The organism is Thermodesulfovibrio sp. TK500a, assembly GCF_055381765.1.
Window position 1 is genome coordinate 968885 of the sequence record NZ_AP041606.1, and the last position, 18810, is coordinate 987694.

Below are 18810 nucleotides of genomic sequence, written 5' to 3' on the forward strand. Positions count from 1 at the left end.
AGACCTTTATGAATCTTTTAGTAGTATTCTTACAGCTTCTTCTGGTGAATTGACTTGAATTATTCCCCTTATATCCCAGGTTTTAAGTCCAACCACCCTTTTGCCTGTCTTTAATGCAAAGGCTATCTCACTTAAAGTCCCGTACTCTCCACCAATAGCGACTAAAGCATCAGAGGCTCTCACAATAAGAGCGTTTCTCATTTCACCCATGCCTGTAGGAATTGGAATTTTCACATAAGGATTCGCATCTTCTTTGCTTAACGTAGGAAGAATGCCAACGGTAATTCCTCCTTTAAAATACGCACCCCTGCAGGCTGCTTCCATAACTCCTCCTAAACCACCTGTAATTACAGTGATTCCATTTTTTGCCAGAAGCCTGCCTACCTCCTCTGCTAATCTAATTAATTCTTCATCTGCTTTTCCTGCTCCAATAACCCCAACCGTTTTCATCTCATCTCCACTACTGTTACAGCATCTCCGCCTTCATCGGTATCTCCCTTTCTGAAAGCCTTTACTGCCGGGTGGTCTTTGAGGTAATCTCTTATAGTATCTCTCAAAATTCCTTTTCCTATCCCATGCAATATCAATCCAAAAGATGCCTCGTTTAAAGAGAGTTCATTTAAAAATCTCTCCAACATCGAGATTGCCTCATCAACCCTCATGCCTCTGAGGTCAATTTTTCTTGGATAAATTTCTAAATCTGTCTGTTTTCCATTAGATAGAACTGTGTTTTCTTTGTGTGTTTGTTCTTTATCTATCAATATTTTTTCTACTTCATCAATGCTTGCTTCTATCTGTGCCTTCTCTGTTTGAATCTTTACTCTGCCTTCCTCAATACTTAGAACTTTTCCAGAGAGTTTTAGCTTTCTTAACTTTACAACTTCTCCTACTTTTATCTCCTCTTTGTCTTTCAGTGCCTCCCCTTGAAATTCTCTTGAAAGCATTCGTAAACTCTCCGATATCTCTTTAAGTCTTCTCTTATCTGCTCTTTTTGCTTCCTCATAAAGAAAGTTTATTTCCTTTTTAAGTTTCTGAATCATCCCTTCAGCCTCTTCTTTTGCTTCTTGCATTAACTTTCTTTTCTTTTCTTCTATCTTTGCATTTTCAATTTCAAGTCTTTCTTTTTCTGTTGCGAGAGATTTTTCTATCTTTTCAAGCTCGGCAATTTTGATTCTGTATTCTTCCTTAGTTCTCTCAAGTTCTTTCATTAGCTCATATATATTTCTATCCCCTGTTCCCTTTAGTTCATGGGCTCTCTTTATGAGGGTTTCTGGAAAACCATATTTTTGAGCAATTTCAAGAGCATAAGAGGTAGTCAGATTGCCAATGCTTAATCTATAGAGAGGGGTCATAGTATTCTCATCGAACAACATCGCTCCCACTTCCATTCCTTTATCTGTTGCGGCAAAGAGTTTTACCTTGCTTAAATGGGTTGTAACAAAGGTGAGAGACCCCCTGTTTTTCAACTCCTCAATTATTGCACAGGCCAAAGCAGCACCCTCCTCAGGGTCTGTATTGGTGCCTATTTCATCAAGAAGAATGAGACTTTCGCTGTTTGCTTTTTCGATAATTTCTTTAAGCGTTATCAAATGGGAGGCAAAGCTTGAAAGATGCTCTTCAATAGAGCCTTCATGAGATAGATCTACATAGATGGCGTCCACAAAAGGAATAGTTGATGAAGGACTTGCGGGTATTGGAAGTCCTGCATTAGCCATTGCCGTTAAAATTCCTATGGTTTTTAGGGTAACTGTTTTACCTCCAGCATTAGGTCCGCTGATTACAAGAACTTTTTTATCGGAAAGGTTTAAATTAAGGGGCTCTACTTGATTTTTTGAAATCATTAAAAGAGGATGTTTAGCTTCAATCAGGCTTATGAGCCTCTCATTAGTAAGAGAAGGAATGTTAGCGCTAAACCTATTTGAAAAATGATATATGGCGTTCATTTTGTCAAGATATACAAGAAGGGTAAATTCTCTTTCTAAGGTGTTGGCAATTTGATGGATGTAGTCAGATAGTTCTCTCAGAATTCTTATCTCCTCAACCCGTTCTTCAATCTTCAACTCTTCAAGCTTCTTAGAGAGTAAGGATATCTCCTCTGGTTCAACAAAGGCCGTGTCTCCAGAGCGGGAGACGTCGTAAACTTTACCCTTTACCTGTCCTTTAGAGTCCATTCTCACAGGAATAACCCAACGGTCATTTCTTTTGGTTATGAAACTGTCCTGTAGAAAAATGACAATATCTTTTCTATTTACAATTTCTTCCAACTTCTCCTTAATTCGTTCTTCCGTTATTCTTATCTGCTTTCGCAGATATTGAAGCATTGGAGTGGCTGTATCAAGAATATTGCCATCCTCATCTACTGTCCTTTCAAGCCTTTCAAGAAGATAAGGTTGCCCAACAGAGAGGTCATTCCCAAGAATTAAACCTATTTTTTGAGCCAAAGCTGGAAAGTCAATCAGCTGATTTATACAGGAAGAAACTCTATCTAATACTCTTAAAACTCTAAGAAATCCTGTTAACTCCCATGCCTCGAAAAAAGCACCTTCCTTTGAAGCACGGCTTATTAAAGCTCTTATATCTGGAAAGGAGGAGATGGGTAGAGTTCCTCCATTGTCAAAATATTTCTTTATTGATTTAAATTCTTCGAGCCTTTTTTCTGCTTCCGTTATATTATCAGAGGGATGAATATTTTTTATCTCTTTGATTGTTGCTTCTGAGCTTGCAAATTCCTCTATTAATGTCAGTATCTTATAATAATCTAAGGCTTCAAGAACTTCCTTTTTTATCAATCAAATTTCTCCAGAAGTTTCCTCTTTTTTTCATCGATAATCTTAGAGAGTTTTTCAATCTGATTTATGATTTCCTTTTTTGCATCTGCACTGAGTTCTTGTCCCTTTTCCTTAATGTCTCTCATTTTTTCCTTTAATGTTTCCGAGAGCTCTTCAATCTCTTCATATAAATCCTCTGCTGCTCTAACAGTTCTTTTCTTAATCTCCTTTGCTTTCTTTTTTATGTCTCTTCTGGTTTCCTCTCCCGATTTAGGTGCATAAAGCAGTGCAAAAGCTGCTCCTACTAAACCACCAAGTAAAAATGCTGCCAAAACTTTTCCCTCTTCTCTCATTTGAGCCTCCTTTTTGCTTGTTTATTTAATTTTAACACTTTTAGATAGGTCGTTCAATTAACAAGTCATCCAGAGGCTAAGCCGAAAGGGCTAAGCTGCTCGAAAGAAAGAGATTCCTCGTCGCTTACGCTCCTCGGAATGACATATGGATAAAAATCTGAGTAGGTCTTGCAAAATTGGTTATAATATATTTTCAGAAAATAGAAGAAAAATTATAATCATAAGGAGGCTAAAAATGGAGTGTAAAATCGAAAGAAACAAGAAAATATGCACTTGCACATATGAACCATGCGAAAAAAAGGGAATTTGTTGTGATTGCTTACATTATCACAGAAAGAGAGGAGAACTACCTGCCTGTTACTTTACTCCTGAGGTGGAAGCGACTTATGACAGAAGTATAAAAAGATTTATTCAGATGCAGCAAGGCAAGAAGTAATATCTTCAATCAAGATATGGTCAGTATTTTTTACAGGCTGACCTAAATTTGCCTTTGCAATCTTCATGCCGCCACGAAAAACATAGGAACGACTTGTGGAGAGAGTAATGCATCTTTTTGAATAAATACTTTTTCCAGCAAGAAAAGGGTCATGCCCCCTTATAAAACACTTTGCATTCATTTTATTTAAAAATTCAGTCAGCTGCTCCTCACTAAACTTCGGTATATCAAAGCCCCTAAACATAGGAGATATTTGTGCATCTGCCCAAAGAATGTCTACTATCAGGTCTTTTCTTGATTTATCATCAATGGACTGCCCATGCAGTGGAAAACCTGCATGGGCTGCTATTATTCCATTGCATGTTTTAAACATTAATGGCATCTCTTTGAAAAAATCTATAGCTACCGCATGAATCTGCCTTCCATAAGTGCCAAAAATATCAACAAGACTTTTGTCAAATTGATAGGGATAGCAGAAAAAAGCATAATGAGCTTCATGATTCCCTTTTAACAGAAAAACTCTTTTTGGAAATTCAATTTTTAAAAGGCAGAGATAAAGAAGATTAAAAAGAGAGCCCTCGGGTTCTGGTTCTCTGTCAATGTAGTCTCCTAAAAATACGAGATATTTATCCGCTTCCCTCAGAAATCTATTGGTAATATATTTTGTTACAGAGAAATCGCCGTGGGTATCTCCGACAAAAACTACTTCTCCTTCTGTTGCTTCCAATCGGACTAATGGAGGCTCTAAAGCAAGAATTCCAGCTCCTCGTAGGAATTTTTCAATTATCTCATCAGGCTCTAAATCCCTCACAATGTCCTGATTATAGAGAACCTCCGAAAGCATCAACTATCTCCCTATTACTGCCGTCTGTAGCAATGTGTCTTATGAAAGTTTTTGCCTCTGTTGATTCTATAGATTTAAGAGCAGCAACTATAGCAATCCTGACAGCTAAGCTTTTTTCAACATTGAAAGCTTCAATCAGATATTTAACTGATTCAGGCATTCCAAGTCTGCCGAGAGATTTTGCTGTAGCTTCTCTAACCAACACTTCCGGGTCTTGTAGCCCCTCTTTCAAAATCTCCATAAGCCTTTTACTTGGAGAGAAATCTCCAAGCGCCTCGGCCACATAAGACTTCAGAGAAGGACACTCGTGATGGAAGAAATGGTCTTGGAACATCTGTAGAAGCGCTTCCTGAGCCTGGGGTGTTTTTATGTAACCAAGCATTCTTATAGCTCTTATCCTGTATCTCCAATCATATCCTCGTGCATCAGCGAGCTTTACTACCGTTGAGAACTTTTCAGAAGCTTTAAAGTTTTCAAGGAAAAGAGGGTCTGCAATCTTCTCTCGCCAGTTTGGCACATCAAGTTCTTTTAGTAGGTCATCAATGCCATAAGCAAATGAATTGTTTGAGATAAAGGTGATACAAAGTAGAAAAATTAAAACTATCAGTCTCCTCATGAATAACCTCCTATGCTTAAAGTTATGATTTAGGTAAAGGTATTTTTTCCAAACCATTGTTTATAATAAAACTATGCAGTGGAAAAAAGAAAGAAAAGAAGTCATTAGATTTGCCAAAAGAACATACAAAAAACAATTGGTAACAGGCCTAAGTGGAAATCTCAGTCTGAGAGTTAATGAAGACTTCATAATAATAACTCCCCGGGCAAAATGTTATGAGAAATTGAGCTTAGAAGACTTGGTTGTTTTAGATTTGAAGGGCAATATTATTGAAGGGCAAAAAGAACCCTCATCAGAGAAAAACCTTCATCTTGAAATATACAGAGTTAGAGAAGATGTAAGGGCTATCATTCATACACACTCCTCTTATGCCAGTGTTTTTGCAGCTCTTCAGATTCCAATTCCTGTGATTCTTGATGAACAAACTGAAATTCTTGGAGGAACGATTGCAGTAACTAATTATGCTCCCTCTGGCAGCCTTGAGCTTGCAAAGGAAGCAGTAAAAACACTAAATAAAAGCAAAGCAATTCTCCTTGCAAAGCATGGGGCTGTGGCTGTAGGTTCTTCTCTTGTTGAGGCTTTTCATGTATGCGAATTGGTTGAAAAATTAAGTAAAATCTATCTATTTATGAAGCTTGTTCAGGAAAAAATTCCTTTTTCAAGATAATTTATAACATAATCCCTCACTGCCTCTTCTAAAGAAATAGTCTCCGCATTATATCCTGCTGATTTTATTTTTGAAATATCCGCTTTTGTATAATACTGATACTTACCTCTTAGAATTTCTGGCATATCAATATACTCAATGTTTGGCTTCATGCCAAGAGCTGAAAAAACTGCAGTAGCAAGGTCATTCCATGAACGAGGGATGCCTGTTCCTATGTTGAAAATACCGTTTTTATCGGCATGTTCAAGAAAAAAAAGGGTCATCTCAACAGCGTCTTTAACATATATGAAATCTCTAAGCTGTTCTCCATCTCTGTAGTTAGGATTGTATGACTTAAAGAGCCTTATCTTTCCCTCTCTCTTTATCTGTTCATAGGCCTTAAGCACCATGCTCCTCATATCTCCTTTGTGACCTTCCCTCGGACCATAAACATTAAAATATTTAAGACCAACTACTTTATCTAAAAAGCCATTTCTCAATGCCCAACAGTCAAATATCTGTTTCGAGTATCCATAGGCATTAAGAGGTCTTAATGATAAAATTAGAGAATGGTCATCGGAAAATCCTAAAGAGCCGTCTCCATAAGTAGCAGCAGAAGAGGCATAAATGAATCTTGCATTATTCTCAATCGACCAGATAGCAAGGGTTTTGGTGTATTCATAGTTGTTTTCCATTAAAAATTCCACATCCTTTTCAGTTGTGCTACTTCTTGCACCGAGATGAATTATTGCCTTAACAGAGTTTTTAAAAAGCCCTCTTTTTATATCGTCAATAAATTTATTCTTATGAATGTAATCCTCAAAGCGAAGGTCGACAAGATTTTTCCACTTTTCAGAACTGCCGAGATTATCAACTATTATAATTGCCTCTTCACCGAGTTCATTAAGCCTTTTTACTACGTTAGCCCCTATAAATCCTGCTCCACCAGTTACAACAAGGTATTTCAAGGGATTACCTCCTTTCCTTATCTGTAGGCTTTTAATCTTTCTATGGAAGAAATGACAGAGACATCTCCATCTTTATATAACCTTTCATAAATAGCAAGGGCTTCTATGTATTGACCTCTCTTCTCCTTTATTAATGCCATATTATAGAGAGCTTTCTTATTGTTACTGTCAACGGAAAGCAACTTTTTCAAACTCTCTTCAGCCCTGTCAAGCTCTCCCATTTTTGCTTTTATAACAGCGTAATTAAGCATAATATCTCTGTCACTTTTATCTGTTTTTATCGCCATCTCAGCATAGTGATTGGCCTCGTTAATTTTATCTGTCAAAAGATAAAGAACAGCAATTTTATTGAGAATCCATGCTTCTACTCTACCGGAACGATTTACATATTCCTTGTATTCCCGAATGGCCTCATTTAAAAGCCCCTTATGTTCATAATCTTGTGCCCTGTAAAGATAATCTGCGAAAGGAAAGGGCTCTATTTGAGAGAGAGCAACCTCTTCATTTTTACTATTTACCACTACTTTAGATGAAACTTGCATAGCAGAAGTCTCTTTTTTCTCAGTCTCTCTCTCCACTCTTGCTTCTTTCAAAGAAGCAGAGACGGGTTGCTGCTTAATCTTAATCTCCCCATTATTTAAGTGTATAGATTGACTTAGAGGGCTTGATTGAGACTCTATTCTTTTGTAATTTGTATTATAAAAATAAACAATAAGAAAACCGACTAATACCATCACAAATGATATTCCAAGAAGGATGAAAAAATTTTTTGATGGTTTCTTTTTTCCTGCTATTCTTATTAAACCGGGAGGCAGATTTTTTTCTGAACTGTTTAACATTTTTAATAATATACACGATTCAAATGGGCTTTTTAAAGGGGTAGCAAATTTTAGAATAATTTTTGTTATAATTTTTTATTATTGTCGTTTTCTAATTTTCTATCCATAGGTAAATTAAAATAAAGGAGGTGGGATAATTTAGAGCAGGAGGAAGGAAGCCTTAACTGCCAAGATGGGCGCCAGGGTAGTTGAGGCATATGCCGAGTGGCGCAACCGGCCTCCCTAAGAATTTTTCTTGTTCGATTTGTGGTATACTTTTTGCTAAGAAATTAATTAAAAAACCAAAGGAGGTACGGTTTATGAAGCATCTAAGAAGTAACAAAGGTTTCACACTCGTAGAACTCGCCATTGTCCTCGTAATTATCGGAATCATCCTCGGAGCAGTTCTTAAGGGGCAGGAGTTGATTAATAATGCTAAGATGAAAAGAGCTTATAATCAGTACAGAGAAATACTGGCTGCAGTTTATACTTATTATGACAGATATGGATTTTATCCAGGTGATGACCCAAATGCAGCAACAAGATGGGGAATCAGTGCCGCTACAGGAGGCACATTAAGGAATGGTTTAATAGAAACTTATACTCAAGCATGTGCAACAGGTTCAACAGCTGAAAGCTGCAAGGCATGGCAACATCTACGAATATCAAATATAATCACAGGACCAACAGATAATACAAATGGAACTGTAGCACCAGCCAATGCTTATGGAGGTAAAATAGGTATCGGATATGCTACTTTTCAAGGACTTACAACAATGTGGATAGGTTTTGACAATGTTCCAGGAGATGTATGTGCAAGCTTAGACCAGCAGTATGATGACGGAGTTTACAATACTGGAAGCATAAGAGGTAGTGGAAACTATAATACTAATCCAAATACAACATATGACCTCTATTTTAGACTATGATAAAAAGGGGAGACTAAAGCCTCCCCTTTTTTTGCAATGCTTCTTCTTATTGGAGTTATTTTAATCATAGTAGGTTACATAATCCTGTTCTCAGTGCCAGCTGATGGAGCATATGAAAAGCTTATGAATCAAGCAATCTGGGGGATTGGTATAAGTATTGTAGGTGGAGTTTTATTGATGATATACGTTTATAAGCGAAGTAAATAGGTTTAGGAGGCTTTAGAAATATCCTTGCCCATGAATATATAAAGATTTCCGATGAAGAGACATATAGAAACTTTAGAAAGATGCTATAGATTATTGATGAGGTCATAAGAAGCTTTGAGGGAAAGAGCGTTCATAACCACAGAGGATAAGTTAATTAAAGTTTTTATTCCTTCAGAGAGAGACCTTGGGGAAAAAATCCTCACTTTCCTCTCCAATAAAGACTTGATAGAATTTCTCAAAGAAAAAAATATAAGGCATGTCTCGTTGTGTAGCTTTTATCCTGAACTAATCTCACTGAAGATACCTCTTCCTTTTACCGGTAAGAACGTAAGAAATAAAAAGATAATTGAGGGATTTCTTAAAAGCGAACTTAGCAAAAGATACACATCGGATACAAAAATTGCCTATTACTACGAAGTTATAGAAAAAAACGAAAGGGCATGGATAAGGTTATATGTAATTTCAGAAAAAGATTTAGAACTTATAAATGCCTTAATTTTACAAAAAAATGAAATAGAAGGTAATTATCCCCTTTTTATGCTCATTAGGTCTTACCTTGAGGCTATTCAGAAAATTGACAATGCCTGTCAGATTTTCTGCCTATTAGCAGAAAAATTTAGATATCTTTTTATATTTGATGGTTCAGAAATGATTTTTCAGAGAAGTTATGAATCTGGGGAAAAATCAATAAGTGACGAAGATGTAATAAACATAAATATGACCTTAAGTTATGCCATCCAGAATCTCAGAGTTAATCCTGAAAAGATAGTATTTATCGGTGCAAAGGAGAGTGATATTACTGGTATCTCATTATCTGTAGAGTTTCTGCCTTTTGAAATAAAAAGTATCAATGAAGCACTAAAAATTTTTGAAAAAAATTTGAGAGGGAAAGAACTTCTTACAGAAGAATATAAAAGCTTCAAAAAAAGCAAAAAGGCTCTTTCATATGCCTCATTTTTCATTTTACTATTAACCTCTTTATTTGCCCTTAATACAGCCACTGTCATTATTGATATCTCGAAAAAATCACAAGAGATAAACATTCTTAAAGCTCATTCAAGTTATGACAAAGAAAAATTTTTGTTTCTTAAGAAAGACATCGATGAATTTAAAATGAACTCTCTGCCTCTACTTCAGCTATACAATGAAAAAAACTCAACGCCTGAGATTAAGGCAATCATAAATACAGTTGCTGAAACATCGAATATTAACTATTTACAGATAAACTCTATTGAAATTGAAAACGCAAAACCTCAGAAAATTAAGATTTCAGGTAATATTAAAGGGAAAAACTTCTCTGAAAATCAAATGATTTACAACAATTTTATAGAAAGATTAGAGGGAAAAGGCCTTAGAGTATCCCTTTCTAAATGGGAGCTTGCAAAAGGCGAGTATTCTATTGAGGTAATTAATGAAAAATAAGAGGTTTTAATGAAATTTGCACCTAATTACAGGGCTCAACTTTCGAACAGTTTTCTATTATTTGCGTGCTGTGTTTTTTTACTTTCTGTTTTCATCTCCCTTTCGATATATCTCAAAAAAGTCTATTCAGATTTAGACGAGGATATTAGGAAAATTAAAATGGTGAATGCGAAAATTCAAAGCCTTGAGAATTTCAAAAAATCCATGGACAATCAAGCAAACCTTGAATTATGGCGGAAAGAAATCTCATTTCCAAATTTTTTGGACAGACTGAATTCCAAATTTTCTATTCTAAAATTAGAATTTTCAGCTCCAAAAAAGGAAAAAAACGAAATAATCTATGAACTCTCCGTAAAAGGAGAAGGTGAGTTTTCGAAATTTGCTGAGATACTCAACTTCATTGAGAGCTGGCAGTATCCTGTTCCTATAATCAAGTCTGTAACACTTAAAACAAAGGATGGGAAAATAAATTTTGAGATAAAATTAGAAGTAAAAGAGATTGAAAATGCAAACAGGAATAAAGTTTAAAATTTCTCTGATAATATTAATTTTTTCTGTTATTCTTCCATTTGTAGTCTCCAAACTCTCTATCTCTAAATTTTCAAAAGAATCCTACGAGGAGATAATATCTTTTGAACTGCCCCCGAGTTTAAATACTACAGCGAAAAAAGAGAAAGCAGACTTAATCTCAGACCCCTTCAGACTAAAACAAAGGGTAGATACCTTAGAAAAGGACAAAGCCGCTCCCATTCTCACGATGGTTTATAAGGGAAAACAAAGATATGCCCTAATCGGAGAGAATTTTTTAAAAGAAGGAGAAAAATTAGGAGATTATAAAGTTAAAAGAATACTTTTAGACAAAGTTTTATTAGTTGATAAAAAAGGAGAAGAACTATGGTTAAAATTAGAAAATTGATGATTTGCCTCATTCTACTCAGTCTTTTAATCTCCTGCAACAATACTTCCCTAAAGAGCGATATTGAAATTCCAAAAATTCCCCTTCCCGAGAAAAAGCCAGAAACTCCTCCTTCTGTAACTTCAAAACCTGACTTTAGAATCGAAAACCCCCAAATAAATCCCCTAACACTTAAGAGAATATCTATCAATGTAAGAGCCACTCCTTTAAGGGATGTCCTTTTAGTTGTAGCCAGAGATGCTGGATTAAATCTTATTCTTGAGAGAGATGTAGACCCTAACATTCCTATCACAATAGTTCTTAGAAATGTAACCTTGCAGGATGCTCTTGATGCAGTAATAAAGTCAACGGATTATTTTTACAAAATAGATAGAAACGTTCTTACCATATCTGCCACTGATACAAAAATATTTCATCTAAACATTTTCCCAGTGCATCAAACCTATACTACTGAGGTAGGTGGTGATATTCTTGGAGGAGTAACAGGACAGCTTACAAGCTCAGGTGGGTCAACTGGTAGCGGTGGAGGCGGAACTGTTTCAACGGAATTAAAAGGTAATGTCTCAAAAACTGAAAAATCCGATGAATCGGCCTATAAATTCTGGGATGCTATTGAAAAAGCTCTCAATTCAATTCTAACAGGCAAAAGTTCATTTCAGTCAGCTACCACGACGACAACAACAGCTTCTGCTCCAGCAGGTCAAGTAACACCTACAAATATTACTCAGCCCTCTTTTCAATTGCCTCAGGAATATTTTGTGATTAATAGACTTACAGGCACAGTTATGGTTACTGCAACGAAGAGAAATATGCAGAAAATAGAGCAGTATTTAAATACGATTAAGACTGTAATGAGTAGGCAGGTTTTAATTGAGGCTAAAGTAATAGAGGTTTCTCTCTCAGATTCCTTAAAATACGGCATTGACTGGTCATTCTTAAGAGAGTGGTCACACGGAACTCACAACTGGAGTATCGGAGGCAGTTCAACAGACTTTACCTCTGTAATTCCATCTACCTCTCCCTATACTGATTTAAGATTTTCCCTTACCACAACGGCTATCAAAGACTTTTCCGTCATAATAAAGGCCCTGTCTCAATTTGGTGATGCAAGAACTCTGTCAAATCCACGTATAAACATCATGAACGGACAGACTTCTTTGCTTACAGTAGGAAGGAATTTTACTTTCATTTCAAAAGCCGAAAGCAATGTGACAACAGCAGCCGGCGGAACACCTGTAATAACATACACTGTTGAAACAAGCAATCTACTTTCAGGGCTTATAATTGGGATTGTTCCTTACATAGATGACAGAGGAGAGATTTCTCTGACAATTACTCCTGTTATTTCAAATCTGATAAACATAAAAGAACAGACCTTCGGAACTACAGGAGCTCAGACAGTAATTCAGCTTCCCACCGTAGACCTAAGAGAACTGAGTACAACAGTTAAAGTAAAGGATGGAGAAGTTTTAATCATTGGCGGACTTATAAAGAGAGAAGAAAGCCTTACGGAGAATAAAACTCCTATTCTTGGAGACATACCTATAATAGGCACTCTATTTAAGGGGCAGGACAGAACAAAAAGTAACACAGAACTTGTAATACTCATTCAACCGAGGATAATATCTCAATGAGACTTGGAGACCTCTTAATTCAGAGAAATTTAATAACCGAAGAACAGTTAAAGATTGCACTGGCTGTTCAGAGGATTACAGGGCAGGTTTTAGGAAAAACACTCATATCCCTCGGATTTGTAACTCCCTCAGAGTTAGCAGAAAATCTTGCTTTGCAGCAAGGGCTTGAATACTTAAGCATAAAAAACTATCCCATCGAACCACATCTTCTTGACACATTCTCCCGTGATACAGCCCTAACTGCTAAATTTCTTCCTCTTGCCGAAGAAGAAGACTATATAAAAATTGCCCTTACAGACCCGGGAAACATAGTAGCCATTGACCTTGTAAGGTCAACAACAGGCAAAAAAGTCAAGCCATACATCACAGACGAAGAGGGCTTTCTCGATACAATTGAAAAAGCTTACTACTTCATGGAAAATCCTACTGAAAAAATCATCGATGAGGTCACAAGAACAGTCATAAATACCAATGCTGTACCAGCAGACAGACTTCCTCAGCTTGTAGAGGCAATCCTTGCAGAAGCTATAAGAAGAGATGCCACAGATGTTCATATTTCAACAAATGCAGATGTATTAACAGTTTTCTACAGAGTAGATGGTATGCTTCAGTTTGCCTTTGCCCTTCCAAAAATTTTGCATAGCGGCATTATATCACGAATAAAAATTCTTTCGAGGCTTGACATAGCTGAACAAAGGCTTCCTCAAGACGGAGCATTTCTTTTTGATTTTCTTGGGAGAAAATACGACATACGAGTATCTACAATACCTACAATAGATGGTGAGAGCATGGTGCTAAGAATACTTTTCGGCGGCTCCGAGGAAATATATAGTTTAACAAGACTTGGATTTGGTGAAAAACTCATCTTAACCCTACGAAATCTAATAAGGAAACCCTACGGTATCATGTTAGTTGTAGGCCCAACTGGCTCTGGAAAAAGCGCCACTCTTCATGCCTTGCTCAGAGAAGTGGACAGACTTCGTAGAAGTGTTATTACCATTGAAGACCCTGTTGAATACAGAATATCCTTTGCAAAACAAAGTGAGGTTAATGAAAAAATTGGATACGATTTTGCTATTGCCGGACGAAATTTTATGAGACACGACCCCGATATTATCCTTCTCGGAGAGGTTAGAGATGAAGACACTGCCCGAATAGCTATAAGAGCAGCTATAACCGGCCATCTCGTATTAAGCACACTTCACACTAACGATGCCGTTAGTGCCATCCCAAGACTTTTTGACCTTGGAGCAGACAAATTTCTTCTTAGCTCTGCTCTGCTTGCTGTGCTTAGCCAGAGACTTATTAGAAAAATTTGCCCTTTCTGCAAAGAAGAGAGAGTTCCTACTGATAGAGAAATTGAAATTTTAAGCTCCTACGGTCTAAAAACAGACAAAATTTACTATGGAAAAGGATGTAAGGCCTGTCGTAACACGGGCTACCTTGGAAGAACTGCCATCGGTGAGATTATGACGATAAACGATGAGCTAAGAGACATGATTTATACAGGTGCATCCTTTAATTCTCTCATTCAGGCTTCAAAGAAAAACGGAATGATTCCAATGAAAATGGACGGACTGAAAAAAGTAATTGAAGGTGTGACAACTTTAAGAGAAGTTGAGAGAGTTGTAGGATGAATGTTTACATATATAAAGCTTTGAACAGAGAGGGTAAAATTTTAAGGGGTCTCATAAAAGCTGAGAATGAGCAATCAGTCATGCTATCTCTCAATCTTAAAAATCTTTATACTGTATCGGTTTCAAAGGTGCCTCATCTAATACAACCAATACTATTGACTTTATCAAAAAAAGTAAAACTAAGTGACCTCATTGAATTTTCAAAAAATCTCTCCATAATGCTAAAGGCCGGCATACCTCTTACTACAGCACTAACAGACATAGGAGAAAATTTGTCTACCGATAAATTCAGAAGAGTCATCATTGACATCAGAGACATGGTAGAGAAGGGAATATCCTTCAGTGATGCCATAGCTATGTTTCCAGATGTTTTTCCACCTATCTTTCAGCATTTGATAAAAATAGGTGAAGAAACAGGAAAGCTCGATGAAAGTCTTGAAAACCTGGCAGAACACTTTCAGAAAATTGAAGACCTTAAAACTGCAATAAAAAGAGCCCTCATTTATCCAGTATTTGCCACTGTGGCATCTCTCGGAGCAATGGGCTTCTGGATAGTTTATGTCCTTCCAAAGATAGTTATGGCAATGAAGGATATGGGTGTAAAAATACCTTTTATCACAGAGGTTCTATTGCAAGCAGGAATATTATTCCAGAAATTTTTCTATCTTTTTCCAGTTTTCATTTTGATTTTACTGATTTTAATTCAGATATTCAAGAAAAACGAAAGATTTAGATGGATAAGAAGCTATCTTGCTTTTAATGTTCCGATTATTAAGCAAATACTATACACTCGTGCTGTAGCACTCTTCTGCGAGCAGATGAGAATACTTATAGGTGCCGGAGTTCCCATTGACAGAGCTTTTGATATGACAAGAGATATAATAAACAATGAAATAATGAAAAAGGCAATAGAAAATGCTAAAGAAAAGATTATGAGTGGTGAAAGAATCTGGCATTCACTGAAGGAGCAAAAAATTTTCCCCTCTCTGCTCGTAAGACTAATAGATGTTGGCGAATCCTCTGGTAGACTTGAAGAGCAATTAGAATTTCTAAACGAATATTACACGAAAAGTTTACATGAATACTCAGCACGGCTCGGAAAAGTAATAGAACCAGTAATGATTGGTGTCATTGGCCTTTTCTTTGCTATTGTTATCGTAAGCCTTCTTAGTCCTGTTTATGATCTCATATCAAAAATCGGGAAAGTTTGATGGAATATCTTGAATTTTATAAATTAAAAGAAGACCCCTTTGGAATTACACCAGACCCTGATTTTTTCTATCCTTCAAAATGGCATACGGAGGCACTTCAGTCAATGGAATATCTAATAAAAAAGGGCGAAGGCTTTATGCTTCTTACAGGAGACCCCGGCACTGGTAAGACTACATTAATAAGAAGATTTCTAAATAGTCTCGACAGCAAAATCGCACCTGTCGTAATCTATAACTCTACATTGAATCCTTCAGAACTTCTTAAATATATCGTTAAATCAATCACAAAAAGAAGGACACTATCTGAAGCGGAAGATAAAGTCAGATTATCTGATTTGCTTTGCAAAGAACTAATGAGAAGAAAAAAAGAAGGAATTAAAAATCTCGTAATCATTGACGAAGCTCAGGACTTACCTGAGGCGACGCTTACAGAATTAAAACATCTCTCAAACATCGAAACTGACAAGGAAAAGCTTATTCATTTCATTCTTCTTGCTCAACCATACTTTGAAGATAAGCTCTCAAAACCTGAATACTCTCAAATAAATCAGAGAATCTCTCTGAGAGTTCGGCTCTATCACTTTGATAAAGAAGAAGTGGATTCTTATATAAAATTCAGGATTCAACGGGCAGGAGATGTTCCGATTTCCTTTGAAAAGGGTGCTGTAAAGAGAATATACAAGGCTTCAAGAGGTATTCCAAGATTAATAAATCTTATCTGTTCAAGAGCCCTTATGGTTGGATATCTGGAAAGCTCATATTTAATAAAAAAATCCTATGTAAATTCAGCAATTGAGCATTTAAACCTAAAATAAAAAGAAAGGTTAGAACGCATTTAAATGTCGGAAAAAAGCTATTACGAACTAAAAAAACAAAACAGAAGAGTTCATCTTGCCAATGAGAGAACTTTTCTTTCATGGATACGAACAAGCATAGGCATCATGGCCTTTGGATTTGTTGTTGAAAAATTTGGACTTTTCTTGGAACAACTTTACTACCTAACAGGTAAACAAATCAATGTAAATCAGGGTAAACATTCAACAATACTCGGTGTGTTTCTCATATCACTGGGTGCACTCATGGGATTGCTTGCCTTCGTAAGATATAAAAAAGTGGAAAGACAAATTGACACAGATACTTATAAGCCTTCTTTAATACTTGACTTGCTTCTTACTATTACACTTCTTTCGGTAGCTATTTTCCTGATTATTTTTCTAATCCACAGTCTATAAAAGCTCTAAAAAGGGAATATTTTGGGAAGTTTAAGTCCTTTTCCGTGTTTCATTTTTTTTATCAGTTTTTTCATCTCGTTAAACTGTTTTATAAGTCTATTAACTTCAACGACAGAAGTCCCGCTTCCTTTAGCAATTCTTAATCTTCTACTTGTATTTAAAATTTTTGGATTTTTTCTTTCCTCGGGCGTCATTGAATTTATTATGGCCTCTACTTTAACAAACTCTCTTTCATCAATCTTTATGTCCTTCATAAATTTATTTGCTCCCGGAAGCATGGAAAGAATGTTTTCAAGGGGGCCCATCTTACGCATTTTTCTTATCTGCTCTTTGAGGTCATCGAAGGTAAACTCTTCTTTCTCAATTTTTTCCTTCAATTTCTCAGCTTCTTTCTGGTCATAGGCTTTTTGAGCCTGCTCTATCAAAGAGAGGACATCGCCCATTCCTAAAATTCGGTTTGCTATACGGTCTGGATGGAATTCTTCAAGAGCATCTATTTTCTCTCCTACGCCTATAAGTTTGATAGGCTTTCCCGTAACTTCTTTAATAGAGAGGGCAGAACCACCTCTGGCATCTCCGTCCATCTTTGTTAAAATGACACCGTCTATTCCTATCTTTTCATTGAAACTCTTTGCTATGTTTACAGCATCCTGTCCTGTCATGGCATCAGCTACAAAAAGAACTTCATGAGGATTTAAAATTTCTTTGATTTCCTGTAACTCCCTCATTAGTTCTTCATCAACATGCATTCTTCCTGCTGTATCCACAATCATAGGGTCCATTCTGTCAATTAGAGCCTGCCTTAATGCTTCTCTACAAAGCTGCCTCGGGTCTTTTATATCATATGAGTAAAAAACAGGCACATCTATCTGTTTACCAAGAATAACGAGCTGGTCAACTGCAGCGGGTCTTTGAAGGTCTGCTGCAACAAGCATCGGTCTTCGGCCTTGTTTTTTAAAAAGTCTTGCAAGTTTTACAGAGGTTGTAGTCTTACCGCTTCCGTGCAAACCCACCATCATAATGACTGTTGGAGGATTTGCTGCTAACTGAATTTTTGAACTACTACCACCAAGAAGTTCACAAAGTTCATCGTAGACAATCTTTATAACCTGCTGGGCTGGAGAAAGACTTTCGAGAATTTCTCTTCCTACAGCCTTTTGTCTAACCCTCTCTATAAAAGACTTAACAACTCTGAAATTAACATCTGCCTCGAGTAAAGCAAGCCTTATCTCTTTCAAAGCAGCGTCAACATCTTCTTCCTTTAGAATTCCCTTGCCTTTTAATTTTTTAAATACTGCCTCTAATTTGCTGGTAAGCGCATCGAACATTTATCGATTTCCTGTTAAAAGATTTTCAATTTCTCTATTAAGCAGTCCAAAAATATCCTTCGTTATTCCTCTAAACATCTGCACTACTTCCTTTTTCTCATTTAATATCAAAAAGTTAGGAAAACCATATAAACCAAATGTTTTCTTGTATTTAACATCAGTGACATATATAGGATAGGTTATCTGTCTGCTTTGCATAAACTCTTTCAATTTGTTTGTGCTTTCAATTTCATCGCTAAACAATATGCCAATAACTCTCACACTGTCTCTTTTAAACTTCTCGTGAAGTCTGTTTATATCTGGAATTACATAATCACAGGCAAAACATTTCGTAGAGAAAAATTCAATCAAAATAACCTTTTCTTTAAAATTGTAAAGACTAAATGTTCTGTTTTCTATATCAATGAAATTAAAATCAGGCGCAATCGTGCCTTTCTTAATTGAACCTTCTGTCACTAAAGGCAGCAGACAGATAAATAAAAAAATATTAAAAACTAATTTTTTCACAAACTAACTGTTGAGAATAGTATCTATTTTACTCTTTAAAACCGATTTTGGAACGACTCCAACAATCTGGTCAACTCTTTGTCCATCTTTGAAAAACATTATAGTTGGAATACCCATTATACCATAACGGGTTGCAATGTCTGGATTTTCATCGGTGTTAAGCTTACCAACTTTAATTTTACCTTCATATTCCTTGGCAATCTCTTCTATTGTTGGAGCTATTATTCTGCAGGGACCACACCAAGGAGCCCAAAAATCAACAATTAAAACTCCTTTTGAGTTTAATACTTCCTTCTCCCAACCAGAACTGTTAAGTTCTAAAATTCCCTCTGCCATTT

Annotated in this window: 23 protein-coding genes; 13 read left to right on the plus strand and 10 right to left on the minus strand. The window is 36.3% G+C overall.

Translation table 11 applies throughout. From position 1 onward, the window contains the following. Positions 1–6: 6 nt before the first annotated feature. The 3 genes from ACZ430_RS05060 to ACZ430_RS05070 are packed head-to-tail and all read right to left on the minus strand — an operon-like array spanning position 7 to position 3121. On the minus strand, positions 7–450 hold the full coding sequence (locus tag ACZ430_RS05060; protein ID WP_297212852.1) for a TIGR00725 family protein: 444 nt from the start codon (positions 448–450) through the stop codon (positions 7–9). After that, entirely contained in the window at positions 447–2789 is a 2343-nt protein-coding gene (locus ACZ430_RS05065; protein WP_297212854.1) for an endonuclease MutS2, read from the minus strand. The genes ACZ430_RS05060 and ACZ430_RS05065 overlap by 4 nt, the downstream gene beginning before the upstream one ends. Continuing rightward, positions 2786–3121 (minus strand): YtxH domain-containing protein, encoded by a 336-nt coding sequence (locus ACZ430_RS05070; RefSeq protein ID WP_297212856.1) that lies wholly within the window; start codon positions 3119–3121, stop codon positions 2786–2788. The genes ACZ430_RS05065 and ACZ430_RS05070 overlap by 4 nt, the downstream gene beginning before the upstream one ends. 235 nt (positions 3122–3356) lie before the next feature. Between ACZ430_RS05070 and ACZ430_RS05075 the strand changes: the two genes are divergently transcribed. Further along, complete coding sequence (locus ACZ430_RS05075; protein ID WP_297212858.1) at positions 3357–3557, plus strand: DUF6485 family protein; 201 nt, start codon at positions 3357–3359, stop codon at positions 3555–3557. Here ACZ430_RS05075 and ACZ430_RS05080 read toward each other — a convergent pair. Both ACZ430_RS05080 and ACZ430_RS05085 read right to left on the minus strand, forming a co-directional pair. Beyond that, a complete protein-coding gene (locus ACZ430_RS05080; RefSeq protein ID WP_297212860.1) occupies positions 3529–4401 on the minus strand; it encodes a metallophosphoesterase in 873 nt (290 codons plus the stop codon). The two genes, ACZ430_RS05075 and ACZ430_RS05080, sit on opposite strands and share 29 nt — an antisense overlap. Continuing rightward, the gene (locus ACZ430_RS05085; protein WP_297212862.1) at positions 4379–5017 is read right to left on the minus strand and encodes a HEAT repeat domain-containing protein; all 639 of its coding nucleotides are present in this window, start codon (positions 5015–5017) and stop codon (positions 4379–4381) included. Before ACZ430_RS05085 ends, ACZ430_RS05080 begins: the two co-directional genes overlap by 23 nt. 73 nt (positions 5018–5090) lie before the next feature. Between ACZ430_RS05085 and ACZ430_RS05090 the strand changes: the two genes are divergently transcribed. Then, positions 5091–5684, plus strand: a complete 594-nt coding sequence (locus ACZ430_RS05090) for a class II aldolase/adducin family protein (RefSeq protein ID WP_297212864.1) — start codon at positions 5091–5093, stop codon at positions 5682–5684. Here the strand turns inward: ACZ430_RS05090 and rfaD are convergent. Both rfaD and ACZ430_RS05100 read right to left on the minus strand, forming a co-directional pair. Next, positions 5657–6631 (minus strand): ADP-glyceromanno-heptose 6-epimerase, encoded by a 975-nt coding sequence (gene rfaD, locus ACZ430_RS05095; RefSeq protein WP_297212866.1) that lies wholly within the window; start codon positions 6629–6631, stop codon positions 5657–5659. The two genes, ACZ430_RS05090 and rfaD, sit on opposite strands and share 28 nt — an antisense overlap. 17 nt (positions 6632–6648) lie before the next feature. Continuing rightward, positions 6649–7470 carry a tetratricopeptide repeat protein gene (locus ACZ430_RS05100; RefSeq protein ID WP_297212868.1) on the minus strand — a complete coding sequence of 274 codons (822 nt, stop codon included), beginning with the start codon at positions 7468–7470 and terminating at the stop codon, positions 6649–6651. Positions 7471–7769: 299 nt separating this feature from the next. Here ACZ430_RS05100 and ACZ430_RS05105 point away from each other — a divergent pair, with 299 nt between their 5' ends. From ACZ430_RS05105 to ACZ430_RS05155, 11 genes are read left to right on the plus strand one after another with little or no spacing between them, the layout of a single operon-like run. Beyond that, positions 7770–8378, plus strand: a complete 609-nt coding sequence (locus ACZ430_RS05105; protein WP_464910746.1) for a type II secretion system protein — start codon at positions 7770–7772, stop codon at positions 8376–8378. Between the two features lie 36 nt (positions 8379–8414). Beyond that, positions 8415–8585, plus strand: a complete 171-nt coding sequence (locus ACZ430_RS05110; RefSeq protein ID WP_297212872.1) for a hypothetical protein — start codon at positions 8415–8417, stop codon at positions 8583–8585. After that, positions 8582–8674 (plus strand): HepT-like ribonuclease domain-containing protein, encoded by a 93-nt coding sequence (locus ACZ430_RS05115; RefSeq protein ID WP_366934815.1) that lies wholly within the window; start codon positions 8582–8584, stop codon positions 8672–8674. Before ACZ430_RS05110 ends, ACZ430_RS05115 begins: the two co-directional genes overlap by 4 nt. A 25-nt stretch (positions 8675–8699) precedes the next feature. Continuing rightward, positions 8700–10007, plus strand: a complete 1308-nt coding sequence (locus ACZ430_RS05120; RefSeq protein ID WP_297212874.1) for a hypothetical protein — start codon at positions 8700–8702, stop codon at positions 10005–10007. Positions 10008–10016: 9 nt separating this feature from the next. Next, entirely contained in the window at positions 10017–10535 is a 519-nt protein-coding gene (locus tag ACZ430_RS05125; RefSeq protein WP_297212876.1) for a hypothetical protein, read from the plus strand. Next, complete coding sequence (locus ACZ430_RS05130; RefSeq protein ID WP_297212878.1) at positions 10513–10923, plus strand: hypothetical protein; 411 nt, start codon at positions 10513–10515, stop codon at positions 10921–10923. The genes ACZ430_RS05125 and ACZ430_RS05130 overlap by 23 nt, the downstream gene beginning before the upstream one ends. Further along, the gene (mshL, locus tag ACZ430_RS05135; RefSeq protein WP_297212880.1) at positions 10902–12557 is read left to right on the plus strand and encodes a pilus (MSHA type) biogenesis protein MshL; all 1656 of its coding nucleotides are present in this window, start codon (positions 10902–10904) and stop codon (positions 12555–12557) included. Before ACZ430_RS05130 ends, mshL begins: the two co-directional genes overlap by 22 nt. After that, on the plus strand, positions 12554–14194 hold the full coding sequence (locus ACZ430_RS05140; protein ID WP_464910747.1) for a GspE/PulE family protein: 1641 nt from the start codon (positions 12554–12556) through the stop codon (positions 14192–14194). Before mshL ends, ACZ430_RS05140 begins: the two co-directional genes overlap by 4 nt. Beyond that, positions 14191–15405 carry a type II secretion system F family protein gene (locus ACZ430_RS05145; protein WP_297212884.1) on the plus strand — a complete coding sequence of 405 codons (1215 nt, stop codon included), beginning with the start codon at positions 14191–14193 and terminating at the stop codon, positions 15403–15405. Before ACZ430_RS05140 ends, ACZ430_RS05145 begins: the two co-directional genes overlap by 4 nt. Continuing rightward, the gene (locus tag ACZ430_RS05150) at positions 15405–16220 is read left to right on the plus strand and encodes an ExeA family protein (RefSeq protein ID WP_297212886.1); all 816 of its coding nucleotides are present in this window, start codon (positions 15405–15407) and stop codon (positions 16218–16220) included. Before ACZ430_RS05145 ends, ACZ430_RS05150 begins: the two co-directional genes overlap by 1 nt. A 24-nt stretch (positions 16221–16244) precedes the next feature. Further along, on the plus strand, positions 16245–16637 hold the full coding sequence (locus ACZ430_RS05155) for a YidH family protein (RefSeq protein WP_297212887.1): 393 nt from the start codon (positions 16245–16247) through the stop codon (positions 16635–16637). Between the two features lie 5 nt (positions 16638–16642). Here the strand turns inward: ACZ430_RS05155 and ffh are convergent, their stop codons facing one another. Genes ffh through trxA form a run of 3 tightly spaced genes read right to left on the minus strand, consistent with a single transcriptional unit; the run spans position 16643 to position 18808 of the window. Then, positions 16643–17965 carry a signal recognition particle protein gene (gene ffh, locus ACZ430_RS05160; protein ID WP_297212889.1) on the minus strand — a complete coding sequence of 441 codons (1323 nt, stop codon included), beginning with the start codon at positions 17963–17965 and terminating at the stop codon, positions 16643–16645. Beyond that, entirely contained in the window at positions 17966–18472 is a 507-nt protein-coding gene (locus ACZ430_RS05165; RefSeq protein ID WP_297212890.1) for a TlpA family protein disulfide reductase, read from the minus strand. 3 nt (positions 18473–18475) lie between these two features. Further along, positions 18476–18808, minus strand: a complete 333-nt coding sequence (gene trxA / locus ACZ430_RS05170; protein ID WP_297212892.1) for a thioredoxin — start codon at positions 18806–18808, stop codon at positions 18476–18478. Positions 18809–18810: the final 2 nt, after the last annotated feature.